The sequence below is a fragment of the Chryseobacterium sp. genome (assembly GCF_022712095.1).
Lineage (GTDB): Bacteria > Bacteroidota > Bacteroidia > Flavobacteriales > Weeksellaceae > Chryseobacterium.
Genome location: NZ_JALAHD010000081.1, coordinates 1 through 16,015, shown reverse-complemented (window position 1 = coordinate 16,015; position 16,015 = coordinate 1). Strand labels below are relative to the sequence as shown.

Annotated in this window: 16 protein-coding genes; 6 read left to right on the top strand and 10 right to left on the bottom strand. The window is 36.2% G+C overall.

The features are described 5' to 3' along the window. Positions 1 to 118: 118 nt before the first annotated feature. Both Q0A18_RS03760 and Q0A18_RS03755 read right to left on the bottom strand, forming a co-directional pair. Positions 119 to 1,135, bottom strand: a complete 1,017-nt coding sequence (locus Q0A18_RS03760) for a WYL domain-containing protein (RefSeq protein WP_292008838.1) — start codon at positions 1,133 to 1,135, stop codon at positions 119 to 121. A gap of 31 nt (positions 1,136 to 1,166) precedes the next feature. After that, positions 1,167 to 1,499: a HopJ type III effector protein gene (locus Q0A18_RS03755; RefSeq protein WP_292008837.1), complete on the bottom strand. Its 333-nt coding sequence runs from the start codon at positions 1,497 to 1,499 to the stop codon at positions 1,167 to 1,169. Between the two features lie 170 nt (positions 1,500 to 1,669). Here Q0A18_RS03755 and Q0A18_RS03750 point away from each other — a divergent pair, with 170 nt between their 5' ends. Next, the gene (locus Q0A18_RS03750; RefSeq protein ID WP_292008836.1) at positions 1,670 to 3,046 is read left to right on the top strand and encodes an RtcB family protein; all 1,377 of its coding nucleotides are present in this window, start codon (positions 1,670 to 1,672) and stop codon (positions 3,044 to 3,046) included. Positions 3,047 to 3,255: 209 nt separating this feature from the next. Here the strand turns inward: Q0A18_RS03750 and cobC are convergent, their stop codons facing one another. Genes cobC through cobT form a run of 3 tightly spaced genes read right to left on the bottom strand, consistent with a single transcriptional unit; the run spans position 3,256 to position 5,584 of the window. Further along, entirely contained in the window at positions 3,256 to 3,810 is a 555-nt protein-coding gene (gene cobC / locus Q0A18_RS03745; RefSeq protein ID WP_292008835.1) for an alpha-ribazole phosphatase, read from the bottom strand. Beyond that, positions 3,795 to 4,577: an adenosylcobinamide-GDP ribazoletransferase gene (locus Q0A18_RS03740; protein WP_292008834.1), complete on the bottom strand. Its 783-nt coding sequence runs from the start codon at positions 4,575 to 4,577 to the stop codon at positions 3,795 to 3,797. Before Q0A18_RS03740 ends, cobC begins: the two co-directional genes overlap by 16 nt. Next, a complete protein-coding gene (cobT, locus tag Q0A18_RS03735; protein WP_292008833.1) occupies positions 4,574 to 5,584 on the bottom strand; it encodes a nicotinate-nucleotide--dimethylbenzimidazole phosphoribosyltransferase in 1,011 nt (336 codons plus the stop codon). The genes Q0A18_RS03740 and cobT overlap by 4 nt, the downstream gene beginning before the upstream one ends. Before the next feature lie 175 nt (positions 5,585 to 5,759). Here cobT and Q0A18_RS03730 point away from each other — a divergent pair, with 175 nt between their 5' ends. From Q0A18_RS03730 to Q0A18_RS03710, 5 genes are all read left to right on the top strand, one after another. Further along, positions 5,760 to 6,512, top strand: coding sequence for a nucleotidyltransferase domain-containing protein (locus tag Q0A18_RS03730; protein WP_292008832.1), 753 nt, complete (start codon positions 5,760 to 5,762; stop codon positions 6,510 to 6,512). Positions 6,513 to 6,562: 50 nt separating this feature from the next. Continuing rightward, positions 6,563 to 7,294, top strand: a complete 732-nt coding sequence (locus Q0A18_RS03725) for an ATP-grasp domain-containing protein (RefSeq protein ID WP_292008831.1) — start codon at positions 6,563 to 6,565, stop codon at positions 7,292 to 7,294. Positions 7,295 to 7,376: 82 nt separating this feature from the next. After that, positions 7,377 to 7,568, top strand: a complete 192-nt coding sequence (locus Q0A18_RS03720) for a hypothetical protein (RefSeq protein ID WP_292008830.1) — start codon at positions 7,377 to 7,379, stop codon at positions 7,566 to 7,568. Positions 7,569 to 7,573: 5 nt separating this feature from the next. Continuing rightward, complete coding sequence (locus Q0A18_RS03715) at positions 7,574 to 8,665, top strand: nucleotidyltransferase domain-containing protein (RefSeq protein WP_292008829.1); 1,092 nt, start codon at positions 7,574 to 7,576, stop codon at positions 8,663 to 8,665. A gap of 256 nt (positions 8,666 to 8,921) precedes the next feature. Continuing rightward, on the top strand, positions 8,922 to 10,265 hold the full coding sequence (locus Q0A18_RS03710; protein ID WP_292008828.1) for an NCS2 family permease: 1,344 nt from the start codon (positions 8,922 to 8,924) through the stop codon (positions 10,263 to 10,265). A gap of 75 nt (positions 10,266 to 10,340) precedes the next feature. Here Q0A18_RS03710 and Q0A18_RS03705 read toward each other — a convergent pair whose 3' ends face one another. The 5 genes from Q0A18_RS03705 to Q0A18_RS03685 all read right to left on the bottom strand — a co-directional run bounded on the left by Q0A18_RS03705 (position 10,341) and on the right by Q0A18_RS03685 (position 15,752). After that, the gene (locus Q0A18_RS03705; RefSeq protein ID WP_292008827.1) at positions 10,341 to 10,931 is read right to left on the bottom strand and encodes an LUD domain-containing protein; all 591 of its coding nucleotides are present in this window, start codon (positions 10,929 to 10,931) and stop codon (positions 10,341 to 10,343) included. Then, positions 10,921 to 12,312, bottom strand: coding sequence for a lactate utilization protein B (locus tag Q0A18_RS03700; RefSeq protein WP_292008826.1), 1,392 nt, complete (start codon positions 12,310 to 12,312; stop codon positions 10,921 to 10,923). The genes Q0A18_RS03705 and Q0A18_RS03700 overlap by 11 nt, the downstream gene beginning before the upstream one ends. Before the next feature lie 15 nt (positions 12,313 to 12,327). Then, entirely contained in the window at positions 12,328 to 12,684 is a 357-nt protein-coding gene (locus tag Q0A18_RS03695; protein ID WP_292008839.1) for a (Fe-S)-binding protein, read from the bottom strand. 69 nt (positions 12,685 to 12,753) lie between these two features. Further along, entirely contained in the window at positions 12,754 to 13,077 is a 324-nt protein-coding gene (locus Q0A18_RS03690; protein WP_292008825.1) for a heterodisulfide reductase-related iron-sulfur binding cluster, read from the bottom strand. 464 nt (positions 13,078 to 13,541) lie between these two features. Then, positions 13,542 to 15,752, bottom strand: coding sequence for a polyribonucleotide nucleotidyltransferase (locus Q0A18_RS03685; RefSeq protein ID WP_292008824.1), 2,211 nt, complete (start codon positions 15,750 to 15,752; stop codon positions 13,542 to 13,544). Between the last annotated feature and the right edge of the window lie 263 nt (positions 15,753 to 16,015).

The following is a 16,015-nucleotide window of genomic DNA, read 5'->3' as shown; positions in this document are numbered from 1 at the left end:
GTACTAACGGTGCTAAAATAGTAAGGATAGCTTTAAATATTCTTGATTTCATAATAAGGATTTTAAATAATAATTGCAATTTTCAAGCCACAAATTGTTTACCTATAAAAATTACTGACTACTCCTCAGAAATAATCAATTGATCATAATTTCCTTTCCCTGTTTTAAATTTCTCTTCCATTCTCAACCTCAGCTTTCTGGGCTTATGAACAATTAAACTATCTCCAAAGCCCAGTAATAGACGCTCCAACTCGTAATTAATCTGGACACATATTTTAAATAAAATACCTTCATCTGTTTCTTCAAGAATCTCCTGACTTTTATGTAAAGGTTTAGTTTTTACATAAGGGGCATTGGCTGCATCTACAAAAAAGACAACATTTCTCGGAGCCATAGTTTCCGATACGGTAACACCTACAATATCCTTAAAATATTCATCCCCATCGAGATTCTTATCAATATACTGAACTTTATCTTCTACTGATATATCTTCCATTCTGTCCAATGCCAGATTACACATCTTTCCTTTATGAAGACAGATCAAAAACCATCTGTTATTATATTCCTTTAGTAATTGAGGATGGACAACAAAGATACTGGACTCTCTTGCAGTAAAACTCTTATATAGAATATTAAGAACCTTTTTATTGAGAATCCCGTCATACAAAACATCAATATATTCCAGCCCTTTCAATTGTTCATTTTTATCGAGATGAATAATAGATTTCTGACTGGTAGAATGAATAGAATCTTCTAGTTTCTGAATTACCCCGTTCATCTCTTTAAACATGGAAAAGTCCTTAAACTGTTTCAGGATCTGGATTGCATTATTCATGGCCTTAAGATCACTTTCATTCACCGAAATATTATGGATACTGTAATCAGGATCACTATACCTATAATATTTCCTATCATATACCTCAATAGGTGCTTCATACCCAAATTTTTCACTGCGCATATTCTGCAGATCCAGCTGCACCGTTCTTTTGCTTACATAAGATTCTTTACCTTCATATTCAAACAGAGCTTCCGAACATTCATCGATAAGATCTTCCAGTGTATATTTCCTATACTTGTTTTTCAGGCATTTATCTAACGTTTTATAGCGTATAAGAGCATTCTTATTAGAGGACATGATATTTTATTTTATGATAGTACAAAAGAAATTACTTCCTTTTTAAAGCTTCACCTTCAAATGAAACCCCTTCCCAGCCATACTTCATAAAGTTTCTGATATTCTGATGATCGGTTCCTTCAGGATTTTTTAATACATCTTCTCTGTAAAATGCTCCGAAAAGAGGCAATACCTTGTGTGCAGGAAGATGATTAAGTTTTGCAAAACCAAATACTTTACATGATCCGTTATTCTGTCCTGCCTCATTTAAAGTATCTCCATTTTTAAACTGAGTAGGTGTAAAATCATAATGAGCATCGATATAGGCAATCACATCATTGAATTGAATAGTTTCAGGAGAAGTTTCCAATTGTTCTAGTACCATTATATTTTTTATTTAAAATTAATCTAGTTTTGTCATTCGTAAAATAGCCATTATTAGTTTCATTTTCCTTGGAATGACTTATTTTTCACCAAAAATAATAAATATTTTAATCTACGCAAAATTACTGCGCACTTACTTCATTACTTTGCATCAACAAAATGAAACGAGAAATGAAAATTAACGGAAATCATATTATTGAACTGGGATACAGACAGGCTAAATGGTTTAAAGAAGCTATTCTTCATATCAATGAAAATAATCTGAATGAAGATGAAATGAAAGAATATCTTCAACAATTCAAACAACCTGATCCAATCCCTCTTCATGAAAAGCCAAAAGATTTCATTATTAACATCAAAGCAGAACATGAAAGCGAAGCCGATAATGTGGAAAAAGTAATCAATACTATGAACGTATTAATGAAAACTCCTACTCTGATTGAAGGAGCGATTATGCCTGATGCCTGTCCGACAGGACCTTCAGGACAAATCCCCGTAGGAGGTGTAGTTGTTGCCAAAAATGCCATCCACCCGGGATTTCATAGCGCAGATATCTGCTGCTCTGTTATGTTGACCGATTTTGGAAAAGCTGATCCTAAAGGAGTACTGGATGCAGCACATGCTGCCACTCATTTCGGATACGGAGGAAGACCAAGAGGTGAGCAAATGCCGATGTCACAAGAGCTAATGGATGCTTTCAGAGAAAACGAGTTTTTAAATGATGAGAGGCTGATAAGTATTGCCCGTTCTCATATGGGAACTCAGGGAGACGGTAACCATTTCCTTTTCGTAGGTATTTCTAAAAACACAGGAAATACAATGCTGGTTACTCATCATGGATCAAGAGCTCCGGGAGCTGCATTATATGATAAAGGAATGAAAGTAGCCAATCGGTTCAGACAGGAAATTTCTCCTGAAACACTGAAAGAAAATGCATGGATTCCATTTGATACAGAGGAAGGGCAATCTTACTGGGAAGCTTTACAATTAATAAGAAAATGGACCAAAGAAAATCATACTTCCATTCATGATGCTGTTCTGAATGCATTAGAAATCGAAAAGGAGGACCGTTACTGGAATGAGCATAATTTTGTATTCAGAGACGGAGATTTATTCTACCATGCAAAAGGTGCTACACCGTTGGATGATAAATTTTTACCGGATATTACAGGACCAAGATTAATTCCTTTAAATATGGCTGAGCCTGTATTGATCGTAAAAGGAACCACTAATGAGAGAAATTTAGGTTTTGCTCCTCATGGCGCGGGAAGAAATTTCAGCAGAAGTCAGCATAAAAAATCATTGGCTCATAAAACAATTGAAGAGATCTTCCATGAAGAAACTCAAGGGCTGGATGTTCGTTTCTTTTCCAATGAAATTGATATTTCGGAATTGCCGTCTGCTTATAAGAATGCTAAGAATGTAAGAGCTCAGATTGAAGAATACGGACTTTGTGAAGTACTGGATGAAGTGATGCCTTACGGATGTATTATGGCAGGGGATATTCAGAAGAATGCGCCCTGGAAGAAAAAGAAAAACAGCCAATAGATTATAGAATATTGAATGTCATTTAGAGTTTAAGTAGGATTTTCTGCTTCAGTCTGAATGGCATTTTTCTATTATATGTCTCTTTTAAAGAAAGTCTATATTTTTAAACGCAAAGAACAAAGGTATTAATCAATTAAAAAATTTAAAAACTTTGCATTAATATAAAGTTACTCATTATGCCTGAAATGACTGTGGCAAAAGTAAAACTGCTATACATTCACCTGCCGGATGACAGGAATCTTATTTTCTATTTTTATAATGACTTTTTTACCGTAATCAATCTGAATTGAAAACATATTTTCTAAAGGAAATTTCAGAATAGACTGAAGAATTACACGAATAACACCACCGTGAGTTACCAGTAAAACTTTATTCAGGTTTTCTTTTCCAATTAATTCTTTCCAGAAAATTAATACCCTGTTCTGCATTTCCAATAAATTTTCACCATTCGTAGCACGGAGATTAACAAAGTCTTCATACCAAGGATTAATTTCCACAGCCGGAATTTCCGTCCATTTTACCATCTCCCAATCCCCGAAATTCATTTCCTTTAATCTATCATCCACTTCATAAGTCTGCCCTGTATACTCCGCCAATAAGCGGCAACGCTGCAAAGGGCTGGACACTATAAGATCATAAGAGTCATGAAGGTTTAACAGCTCAAAATCTTCCTGATAGGATTCTTTTAACGTAATATCTGCAAAACCATAACACAACCGATCGGGGTTTTCCACTTCTGTATGCCGGATCAAATGAATTTCCATACTATAACTGTTCCTAAATAAATCATCACTTCAGTTACCTGTTGAACTGCCCCTAAGCAATCCCCTGTATAACCTCCTACATATTTTTTAAAATACCAACCCATATAAAGCTTTCCTAGGTAAGCAAAAGCAAATACCAAAATAAAACGCCAGTCCTGCAAAGCAAATAGTGTGATTAACACCCCAAAAGTACCTACCAATAACGCTTTTTTATCTAAAGGTTTATTCGCTAAAGGTTTGGATTTACTGACGTCGATATCGGTTACATATTGGTGAGTATAAATCATAGTCCCGGAAATAAAACGGCTTGCCGTGTGGGCAAAAATAATAATACCTAATGTCTGGATCAAATCAATTTTACCAAGTGCTTCAATACCAAAAAATTTTAAAGCCAATAAGAGAACAATACCAATTGCTCCGTAAGCTCCTACTCTACTGTCTTTCATTATGGTCAGAATTTTTTCTTTTCCATAACCACCTCCAAAGCTGTCGCAGACATCGGTAAAACCGTCCTCATGAAAGGCTCCGGTAAGTAAAACACTGCTGATCATCATTAGAACAACAGCAATTTCCAGATTAAAGAGCTGATAGGAAACATATAAGACCAACGCATTAATAATTCCTACAACCAGTCCTACCCATGCAAAATATTTCTGGGATTTATTCATGATCTCACTGGAATAAGGAACCTTAAACGGAACAGGAATCCTGGTGAAAAACATTAGAGCTGTCGCAAAGTAAATCAGTTCATTTCTCAGTGATTTCATTCTTCTTTGTTTGATACGTGGGCATCTTCAAAACTTGACATTTCATTCAGAAAGTTAACAGCACTTTCGATAACCGGATAAGCCAGCGCACACCCTGTTCCTTCACCTACACGAAGGTTAAGACTAATCAGTGCTTTTTGTCCCAAAATATCCAACAGTCTGAGGTGGGCACTTTCATCACTTACATGACAGAAAATACAGTTTTTAAGAATATCAGGATTTTTTTTCCATAAGGTGGCAACAGCAATGGTTGCAATAAAACCATCAATCATAATGAGCATATTCTGTTCATAAGCCTCCTGCATGGCTCCTATCATCTGGGCTATTTCCAATCCTCCGAAAGTCTGGATAATCCCATCAATTGTTTTTACATCCGGATAAGTATCTATTGCCTGAGATAAAATATTGATTTTATTCTGCAGCTGGGCATCATTTAATCCTGTTCCTCTACCTACACATTCTGCAATCGGAATATCAAATAACTTACTCATCAGCAAGGAGGAAGCAGAAGTATTTCCTATTCCCATTTCTCCGAAACCTATTATATTACAACCTGTTTTAACAATATCCTTCACCACGGACCTTCCGTTTTCCAAAGCCTGATGATATTCTTCCGGTGTCATTGCCGGTTCTTCGAGGATATTCCTGCTGGATTTTCTCACTTTTTTATCAATAAGCTCCAATCCGGATTCAAAATCAAAATTAACTCCGGCATCCACAATCTTAATATCAATTTTGTTCTGCCTGCAAAATACATTGATAGCGGCTCCTCCTCCGAGAAAGTTCATTACCATCTGATAGGTTACTTCCTGCGGATACGCACTGACTCCCGCCCGAGCAATACCGTGATCTGCTGCAAATACCACCATATGAGGCCGTATCAATTGTGGAGAAGCTGTTTGCTGAACCATTCCAATCTTATGGGCAATGGTTTCCAGGTACCCTAAAGCACCCAGAGGCTTTGTTTTAAAATCTATCTTATGCTGTAATTCGTCTGTTAATGTCATGAAAAGTTGTTAATATTTAAGAATTCCCTTTATATAAAGGGAAAATACAATATTACTAAATTTAAGATTCCGGTTAAAATGATCAGGATAAAAATTACAGGCATTTCTACATCTTCCTATACGCAAAAAGACTGCGCATTCACTGATTTATTTTGCAGTATTAAAAAGAAATAAAATGAAAACCAGCATAGTAAAAAAATTAAAAGAAACGGAAGAAAAGAAGGGAATAGAAATACTTCTGGCTGTAGAATCCGGAAGCCGCGCATGGGGATTTGCTTCTCCGGACAGTGATTATGATATCCGTTTTATTTACCGTCATGAAAAAGACTGGTATCTTTCTCCATGGGATAAAGACGAAACGATAGAGTTCATGACCGAGGATGATCTGGACGGTTCCGGCTGGGATTTAAGAAAAACTTTTCATTTATTATTGAAGTCAAACGCGGCTTTATTAAGCTGGTTTTATTCCCCTATTGTCTATAAGGAAAATGAAAAATTTGTGGAATTATTCAAACCAATAGCTGACACCTCCTTTTCACCTATAGCCGTTTCTTATCATTATCTGAGCATGAGCAAAAAATATCTGGAAGCGTGCAGAAATGATAAAGTTAAACTGAAAAGCTACTTCTATTGTCTACGAACTGCTTTAACAGGAAAATGGATCACAGAAAAAGGAAGTGTTCCACCAATTTTATTCAGTGAGTTATTGGTGTTAGTTGATGATTTTACAAGAAGTAAAATAGAAAACCTTATCACTTTAAAGGCTACCAAAGGAGAATCCTATTATCATCCGAATGATTGGGAACTGTTTGGGTTTTTAGAAAGTTTGGTAAGGGAAAATGAAGAAAAATCTAAAAATTTACCCAGTGGAAAAGCGGATAAGATAGAGATGGAAAAGGTTTTCAGGGAAATCGTAAATTTGAGATAATATAAAATTTCATTCAAAAATATATAATTAAAGAGTTTAGAAACTACAAAATGAAAAATATAATAGCACTTTCACCCATGTATACAGAAGACAGTAATCTTTTGAAGAAAGCATCTATCAATTCACCTTATGAGTTAAGTCGCTTCAATGCAAAATGGAATGTTCCGGAAGAATTCAGAGCAGATGTTATTGGAGTATATGGTGAAGATATTTATGCTGAAATTGTTTCTGAGCAATGTGGTTTAACTTTATTAAAACCTCAGGATAACTGGCTGGCAAATATCTCTGAGAAATTTACCAAACGTAAAATTTCTTATGGACTTTTGAAAGATTATATTCAAAAAGAAAATATCTTCATCAAATGTTCTGATTTCAAGAGTTTCAAAGCCGGTGTTTATAAAAAAGTTACCGACATTCATGGTTTTGATTCTCTGGATCAGAATGCTACTGTATTTATTTCTGAAGTTGTAGAATGGCAACTGGAGGTAAGATGTTTTGTTTTTAATAATGAAATAAAAACATTTTCGTCATATTGGAGAAACAATACTTTTGATACTAGTTCACTTTCCGAAAATGAACAACAAGGATTACTAAATTTCTTTAAAGATTTTATTCAACAATATGCGGACACACTACCCACAGCAATTGTCCTTGATTTTGGAATCATTAAAGATAAAGGATGGGCTTTAATTGAAGCTAATCCAGCCTGGTGCTCTGGCTTATATGCATGTGATCCGGAAAAAGCATTGGAAGTAATTGCTAAAAGCTGTATAAAAAACTGAGATTATACAAAGAATTCAGATTAAACTATCAATGAGAAAAGAATATAGAATATTTTTTTAAAAAATTATTTCAAAATAAAACATGAAAATAATAAGGCCTAAAATATTAGGAACCCTTAAAATAAATATTGCCCTTGCAGGCAATTATCTTATTATCAATGGGATTAATAAGCCACCCAATAAAATAAGAATTCCTTGCGACACCTATGAAGATGCTTTAGAAATAGTTAAACGACTAGAAAATGCTAAAGCAGGAGATGTAATTTACACTTAATAATTATGACCATCCAAGACATAAAAACCCAGAACCTCATCCTTTTCGAAGCCATTTCCGGAAGCCGGGCTTTTGGATTGGCAACGGAAAACTCAGATACGGATATCCGCGGAGTCTATTATTTACCGAAAGAACAGTTTTTCGGGCTTAATTATATTCCTCAGATTTCTAATGAAACAAATGATATTACTTATTATGAAATAGGCAGGTTTGTAGAATTACTACAAAAAAACAATCCTAATATTCTGGAAGTTCTGGCAAGCCCGCCAGACTGTATTCTTCGGACTCACCCGATAATGGATCATTTAAAAACGGAATATTTTCTTTCCAAACTTTGTAAAGATACCTTTGCCGGATATGCTGTTTCACAGATCAAAAAAGCAAAAGGGCTCAATAAAAAGATCCTTAACCCTATTGAAAAAGAAAAAAAATCTATTCTGGACTTCTGTTTCATTCTGCAGGATCAAGGCTCAGTCCCATTAAAAAAATGGTTGCATGAATTTCCGTCCTCAGGAGGAGCGTCCGAAGGACGGGGTGGTATTCTACAGGAAAAATGCGGACTTATCAATATTGATAATACAAAAGGAATATTTGCCCTATTTTATGATGAATCTGATAGATTGGGCTACAAAGGGATTATTCAGAATAATGAAGCTAACCAGGTTTCCGTATCTTCCATTCCTAAATATGAAAAACCGATTGCTTACCTGTTCTGTAATCTGGACGCCTACTCTACTTACTGTAAAGATTACAGGGAATACTGGAAGTGGGTTTCAGAACGTAATGAAGACCGTTATAATGTTAACCAAAAACATGGACAGAATTATGACAGCAAGAATATGATGCACACTATCCGTTTGCTTCAGTCCTGTGAACAAATCTTTAAAACAGGTTCACTGCATATCCGCGTGGATAACCGGGAAGAATTACTGGATATTAAGGCGGGTAATCGTTCTTATGAAGAGGTCATGGAGAAAGCAGAAAACCTGATACAGTCCATTGAGCATTATCATTCAGCTTCCAATTTACCGGAACTTCCGGATCTGGAAAAAACTACTGAAATCCTGGTGAAGATGAGAGAAGAATTATATGGATAGACCAGCTATGTCTTAAACACAAAGAAAATAAGACATCTTCATATTATAAGGGGACAAAAAAGTTAAATTTTCTATTCATATACATAAACTTTGCGTTTAAATAAGCTTAATGGTTTTCCAATTCTTTCTTTTCTCTCATTTCAATTTTATAGACAACACAATTGAAGCACATTAAACAAAATCACAGGAATTGATAAAGTTAGAATAAAGTAAGATTGATTTTTTACCTTTGCACGATATAAAGGACAGATAAAAAATGAATACCTTTTTAGACAATTATTTTAAACTTACAGAAAATAAAACTACAGTTCGAAAGGAACTGACAGCCGGACTGATTATCTTTTTTACCATGTCCTATATTCTGATCGTAAACCCTAAAATATTATCCGAGACAGGGATGGATCAGGAAGCCCTATTTACTACCACAGCCTTAGCTACGATTTTCGCCACTCTTATGATGGGGTTATTGGCTAAGCTTCCTATTGCACAGGCTCCCGGCATGGGACTTAACAGTTTTTTTGCCTATTCTGTGGTTTTAGGAATGGGATATTCATGGCAGTTTGCCCTTACAGCTGTTTTTATAGAAGGGATCATTTTTATCATACTCACTTTTTTTAATATCCGGGAACTGATTGTAAAAAGTATTCCTAAAGTATTGAAAGATGCTATCCCGGTAGGAATCGGCCTCTTTATTACCTTAATTGGGCTGAAAGGTGCAGGAATTATAGTTTCTGACCCCAATACCCTGCTTCGTATGGGTGATTTTTCACAACATTCCGTATGGATTGCTCTTTTAGGATTAGTTATTACGGCCGTTTTATTTGCAAGAAATATTAATGGTGCTATTCTCATTGGAATTGTTATTTCTACGATTTTCGGATTTATAATGGGAGATGTTACTTTGCCTCAAAAATCTCTTATCGGGATTCCGCCGTCAATAGAGCCTATTTTTGGAAAAGCGATAGAGCCTATGTTATCCTTCTCAGGGTGGAAGCAAATCCTTTCTATGGATATGCTGATTGTAGTTTTCACCTTTTTATTTGTCAATCTCTTTGATACCGTAGGAACTTTGATCGGGGTTGTTTCTAAAATAGGTTTGGCAGATGAAGAAGGGAATTTCCCTCAAATAAAGAAAGCTCTGTTTGCTGATGCTTTAGGAACTACCGTGGGAGCAATATTAGGTACGAGTACTATCACATCTTATGTGGAAAGCGCGTCAGGTGTAGCATCGGGTGGGCGAACAGGATTAACTGCTGTCGGAACGGCACTAATGTTTGCTTTAGCACTGTTTATCGCTCCTTTATTTTTATTGGTTCCCGCAGCAGCGACTGCACCAGCACTGATTATCGTCGGGCTCTTCATGATATCTTCTGTAGTAAAGATCAATTTTGAGGATATGACCGAAGGGCTTCCCGCTTTTCTGACAATCGTTTTTATGCCTTTTACTTACAGTATCGCCGAAGGTATTGTCTTTGGAATGTTGAGTTTTACCCTGCTCAAACTTTTCTCCGGCAGAAAGCAGGAGGTAACTACAACGGTGTACATCGTTTCTTTCCTCTTTTTAGTTAAAATAATACTGGACGCGATGCATTTGATATAATAGATCAATTACCGATAATCTTAAAACAGAAAATACCGGAAAAAGGAATCCAATCAAGGGTTATAAGTCCAACAATTATTTTTCCAAAAAGAATAGCGTCAAAGATCTTGCCCCCTGTGCTCCTCTTACCAAATAGGCACCAATATCTGCTGTTGCAGAAGGTCCCATTACAAAGCATCCATAATTAACATCCAGTAAGCCTTCTCTTTGATAGGCGGTATGCATATTTTCTGTAATCTCAGCAGGGTCAAGTAAAACCGCTACATGCTGTGACAGGAATCCAATAGCATTTACCTGTAAAGATTTTTCTGTTACCCATACCATTCCCATTTCTGCAACTCCAAATTCGGCCCGGAAAATTCCCAGATCTACATCATTGAGATCTTTAGGATGCTCAATAGAATTAATATCTTTATTTCCTTTCCACTCATCCGTAGAGGAACAAATCACGTTAGTATCAGGCAGTTTATCTCCCATTATCTTCTGTGCTTCTTCTATGGAACTGATATCATAAAAGTCTACACCCGCCAGTTTTAAATTCTGCTCAAATAGAGACTTTAAATCAATTCCCTGTTTTTGGAAATCCGGAATTACAGGATAAGCTACCTTTTCTCTTTTTTCCAGGCTTTTACGCACAGACTTTAATATATCCTCTTTACTTCCCATTATTTTTCCTGTTTTTAATATACCAATCTCTGAATGTTTCTTTTTTTACATCCGGAAGTTTACGATGTATAGCCCAAGGGTCTAAACTTTTATTTTCCGTAATATTTTCCGGCAAAATATGAATAGCATTATAAGCCACTTTTTCTATAGTTCTGAATAATTTAGGATTGCCCAACATGATCCCGGCAGATTTAAAAGCCATTCTTCTGCTGAGATCCACTTTTTTATTTTTCATCATGACTTTTCGCCATAAACTGATCTGTTCTGCAATATTAATATGAACAGGACAAACTTCCGTGCAGGAACCACACAATGAAGAATGGAAAGGCAATTCAGAATATTTATTTTCATCAAAAGTAGGATCAATAATAATACCTATCGGTCCTGAATACGTAGCTCCATAAGCCAGCCCGCTACTTCTTCGGTACACAGGGCATGTATTCATACAGGCTCCACACCGGATACATTTTAAAGAAGTCCAGAAATCATCCATTGACAATCGGTGACTTCTTCCATTATCCGTTAAAATAATATGCATTTCAGACCCTTCTCTCGGACCTGTAAAATGCGAAGTATATTGGGTTGCCGGTGTTCCCAGAGCACTTCTGGAAAGCAAACGTATAAAAACCCCTAAATCTTCGGTTTTAGGAAGAATCTTTTCTATTCCTATGCTCGCGATATGTAAAGGAGGCAAACTTGCTGTAAGATCAGCATTTCCTTCATTCGTACAAACAACAAAACTGCCAGTTTCTGCAATAGCAAAATTAGCTCCTGTCATCCCTGCATCAGCCGTAAGAAATTTAGGGCGGGCATTATTACGCATTGCTTCTGTAAGCGAATTAGGATCAGTATCATTAGGATCAGTACCTATTGTTTTTGCAAAGAGCTGAGCAATATCTTCCGTAGTCTGATGAATAGCTGGCATTACAATATGACTCGGCGGCTGATCGGACAATTGCTGAATTCTTTCTCCAAGATCCGTTTCAAGAACACTGATTCCTTTTTCTTCAAGAAAAGGAGTCATTCCACATTCTTCCTGAAGCATGGATTTACTTTTAATAATATTTTTTACGTGATGGGAATTAAGAATTTCATAAGCAATGGCATTATGCTCTTCGGCATCTTTTGCAAAATGCACTTTTATTCCACGTTTCTCAGCATTATTTACAAAGAGTTCAATGTACTGATCCAGATGGGTCAATGTATGTTCTTTGATCTGTGAGGCAAGATTTCTCAGCACTTCCCACTCCGGAATTCCCCCTGCAACCCTGTCACGCTTCATTCTTGCGTTCCAAAGGTTCTTGTCATGTTCTGTTACATGGATATCATCCTGATAAATGAACTTAGCCGCATTCTCTTCAATATTGACTTTATTTTTCATTATGCTGAGATTAAATTAAAAAGGTCCGTTATTAAGTACTTGAGCTACATGAACAAATTTCAACCCTGCATTTTCCTTATCAGAGATTCCTTTCTGATGCATAAGACATGACATATCCGGTGAAACGACATATTCGATATGATGTCTCTGATAATCTGAAACTTTATCCTGTCCCATTTTGGAACTTACCGCTTCATCTGTCACACAGAAAGTTCCTCCAAAACCACAACATTCATCCGGTCTGTCGATATGCTCAATAGTAATTCCGTTGACCGAACTGAGCAATTCCTCCGTTTTATTAAACCGGGGTTCCATCCATTCGGATCTTGAGGAAATATGCAGTCCCCGAATAGAACTACAGCTGTTATGAATGGCAATAGTATGAGGAAATGATATTTGAGAAAAGTCTTTAACCTGTAAAACATCGACAAGAAATTCAACCTACTCAATGGTTTTTGCCCGCATAGCAGTGACTTTTTCAGTCTGAGGAATAGCATCAAAATGCTGTTTAACCTGCTTAACGCAACTCCCGGCAGGACCTACGATATAATCCACTTCCAGATCTTGGAAATTGTCTGCGAAAACCTGTTCTATTTGTGCTGAATTTTTCTGATCTCCCTCATTGGCGGTGGGCTGTCCGCAACATGTCTGATTCAACGGAACTATAACCTCTACATTAAGCTTTTCCAAAAGCTCAAGGGTGGCAATAGCCACTTCAGGAAATATCAAATCTATGTAACAGGGAACGAATAGTGCAACTTTCATTGACATAAATTTTTAAAGAAATTTACGATTATTTCAGGTGTAAAATATTCAGAGAGGATAATTTGGAATGATTATGAATAAAATATTCTTATGTTATTGGATATAACTATTTATTTTTCTTAAAGATACAGACTATTTAGAATATTCATTACTGATATTTTTTCAATGGAAAGTTTAGGGGCAAAGATAAGCATCTACGCCGTTGATAAAATTGTATGGCTATACATAATCTTATAAAAATCAATAAAATTGGTTTAATCTTTACTTCTTAAATATTACTGTTCAAACTTATATTTGTGTGAAAATATAAAGTACACTTTACTTTACCTATTCTTCCCTGATTTAAAGATTCTTTATTACACCTGGTTTCATTCTGAATAACACAGCAGGAAACCTCCACATTACATTTATAAAACAAAATCAGCTCCTAACGGAGCTGATTTTTATGTAATTAAGACATCTTCTTAAGCTTCTGTTGATGGATTCTGATCCTGTGGAGCAGGTTTTTCACTCTGAGGCTTACCTTGACCTTCCGGTCTTGGTTTTCCTTCTGGTTTTGGAGGTCTTGGTAAAAGCACTTTACGGGATAATTTCATTTTCTTACGATCATCATAGCCCATAAATTTCACTTCTACTTCATCACCTTCTTTATATGGTACTTTATCTAAACGCTTCCACTCGATTTCAGAAATATGAAGAAGTCCTTCAGTTCCTTTTGCTATCGCTACGAAAGCTCCGAAATCCATTACTTTAACTACTTTTCCTTTATAAACTTCCCCTACTACAGGTACGAAAGTGATTTCATTAATTTTAGCAACTGCTTCGTTGATCTTAGCTCTGTCAGTTCCTGCAATCTCGATACGTCCGATTTCGCCTTGTTCTTCAATAGCAATAACCGTATCTGTATCTTTCTGTAATTGTTGAATAATTTTTCCACCAGGCCCGATAACAGCTCCGATGAAGTCTTTTGGAATTTCCATTACTACCATTTTCGGAGCATGTGGTTTCACATCAGCTCTTGGTTCAGCAATCGTTTCCGTGATTTTATTAAGGATATGTAATCTTCCGTCTTTAGCCTGCATTAAAGCTTTCTCCATGATATCCATAGAAAGTCCCTGAATTTTGATATCCATCTGGCAGGCTGTAATACCGTCTGCAGTTCCTGTTACTTTAAAGTCCATATCTCCAAGGTGATCTTCATCTCCTAAGATATCGGAAAGAACAGTCCATTTCCCTGATTTTTTATCGGTGATCAATCCCATTGCAATTCCGGAAACAGGTTTTGTGATCTGTACTCCTGCATCCATTAGCGCTAATGTCCCGGCACAAACTGTAGCCATAGAAGAAGATCCGTTAGATTCTAAAATATCAGAAACAATTCTGATTGTATATGGATTTTCAGCAGGAATAACCGCTGCTAAGGCTCTTTGTGCCAAGTTTCCGTGTCCTACTTCTCTTCTTGAAGTTCCTCTTAGAGGTCTTGCTTCACCTGTTGAGAACGGAGGGAAATTATAATGAAGGAAGAATTTTTCATCATGCTGGGTAATTACACTGTCAATCATATTAGCATCTTTAATAGATCCCAACGTTACAGCAGTTAATGATTGAGTTTCTCCTCTTGTAAAGATTGCAGAACCGTGTGCTCCCGGAAGGTAATCCACCTCAGACCAGATCGGACGGATCGTTTTAGGATCACGACCATCAAGACGGATGTTATCTTCAAGAATCATTTGACGCATTGCTTCTTTCTCTACATCGTGGTAATATATTTTAGCAAAAGGGGTAACCCTTTCCAATTCTTCTTCATTTTCTGCATACTGAGCTAAAAACTCTTCAAGAACAGCTTTGAACTTTTCTCCTCTTTCTTCTTTGTTAGAAGGAGTTCTTGCTACTTCATATACTTTGTTATAGCATTCATTCCATACTTTCGCACGGATTTCTTCATCATGTTCTTCATGGCTGTATTCTCTTTTAGGAAATGCTCTTCCTACTTTTTCAGCCAATCTTTCCTGAGCTTCAATTTGTTTTTTAATTTCAGCGTGGGCAAAAATAATAGCTTCCAGCATTTCTTGTTCAGAAATTTCTTTCATTTCCCCTTCTACCATTACAATAGAGTCTTTTGTAGCTCCTACCATAATATCAAGCTCTGAATTCTCAAGTTCTTCATAGCTTGGATTGATGGAAAGTTCACCATCAATTTTTACTACTCTTACTTCAGACATAGGCCCGTCAAAAGGAATATCTGTAATAGCAATAGCGGCAGATGCTGCTAAACCAGCTAAATCATCAGGAATTGTTTTTCCATCGTAAGAAATTAAAGAAATCATCACCTGCACTTCTGCATGGAAATCTTCAGGGAAAAGCGGACGTAATACTCTGTCTACCAAACGCATTGTTAAAATTTCCTGATCTGAAGGCCTTGCTTCTCTACGGAAAAAATTCCCAGGAATCCTTCCACCTGCATAAAATTTCTCTCTGTAATCTACGGTTAAAGGTAAGAAATCCACTCCCGGATTTGCTTCTTTATTGGCTACAACAGTTGCTAAAAGCATTGTTCCACCCATTCTTACGACAACGGATCCATCAGCCTGTTTTGCCAGTTTCCCCGTTTCAATAGTGATTTCTCTGCCATCTGCAAGAGTAATCGTCTCTGTAAACGCTTGAGGTATACTCATAAAAAATTGTCTTCAGTGTACTCCGTATTGAGTACGATTAATATTTAAACTCTTTAAATTTTCGTAGGCAAAGATAAGGTATTTTCTTGGGAAGTTATACTATCAAAAGAAAAGACTTTCATATGTTAATCAGCTTCTTACCTGGTAATTTTCTTATTCCTTTAAAAGTATAAACCAAACAACATTTTCTTTTCGCTGATAATTTATCTTAACTGCCGGACTGCTTTTTTTCATTCAAACATTTAATTATCAATATTTTTTTC

Excerpts from the sequence above, each read along its gene's own strand:
- Q0A18_RS03760 (WP_292008838.1), bottom strand. The coding sequence starts at position 1,135 with ATGTCCTCTAATAAGAATGCTCTTATACGCTATAAAACGTTAGATAAA.
- Q0A18_RS03755 (WP_292008837.1), bottom strand. The coding sequence starts at position 1,499 with ATGGTACTAGAACAATTGGAAACTTCTCCTGAAACTATTCAATTCAAT.
- Q0A18_RS03750 (WP_292008836.1), top strand. The coding sequence starts at position 1,670 with ATGAAAATTAACGGAAATCATATTATTGAACTGGGATACAGACAGGCT.
- cobC (WP_292008835.1), bottom strand. The coding sequence starts at position 3,810 with ATGGAAATTCATTTGATCCGGCATACAGAAGTGGAAAACCCCGATCGG.
- Q0A18_RS03740 (WP_292008834.1), bottom strand. The coding sequence starts at position 4,577 with ATGAAATCACTGAGAAATGAACTGATTTACTTTGCGACAGCTCTAATG.
- cobT (WP_292008833.1), bottom strand. The coding sequence starts at position 5,584 with ATGACATTAACAGACGAATTACAGCATAAGATAGATTTTAAAACAAAG.
- Q0A18_RS03730 (WP_292008832.1), top strand. The coding sequence starts at position 5,760 with ATGAAAACCAGCATAGTAAAAAAATTAAAAGAAACGGAAGAAAAGAAG.
- Q0A18_RS03725 (WP_292008831.1), top strand. The coding sequence starts at position 6,563 with ATGAAAAATATAATAGCACTTTCACCCATGTATACAGAAGACAGTAAT.
- Q0A18_RS03720 (WP_292008830.1), top strand. The coding sequence starts at position 7,377 with ATGAAAATAATAAGGCCTAAAATATTAGGAACCCTTAAAATAAATATT.
- Q0A18_RS03715 (WP_292008829.1), top strand. The coding sequence starts at position 7,574 with ATGACCATCCAAGACATAAAAACCCAGAACCTCATCCTTTTCGAAGCC.
- Q0A18_RS03710 (WP_292008828.1), top strand. The coding sequence starts at position 8,922 with ATGAATACCTTTTTAGACAATTATTTTAAACTTACAGAAAATAAAACT.
- Q0A18_RS03705 (WP_292008827.1), bottom strand. The coding sequence starts at position 10,931 with ATGGGAAGTAAAGAGGATATATTAAAGTCTGTGCGTAAAAGCCTGGAA.
- Q0A18_RS03700 (WP_292008826.1), bottom strand. The coding sequence starts at position 12,312 with ATGAAAAATAAAGTCAATATTGAAGAGAATGCGGCTAAGTTCATTTAT.
- Q0A18_RS03690 (WP_292008825.1), bottom strand. The coding sequence starts at position 13,077 with ATGAAAGTTGCACTATTCGTTCCCTGTTACATAGATTTGATATTTCCT.
- Q0A18_RS03685 (WP_292008824.1), bottom strand. The coding sequence starts at position 15,752 with ATGAGTATACCTCAAGCGTTTACAGAGACGATTACTCTTGCAGATGGC.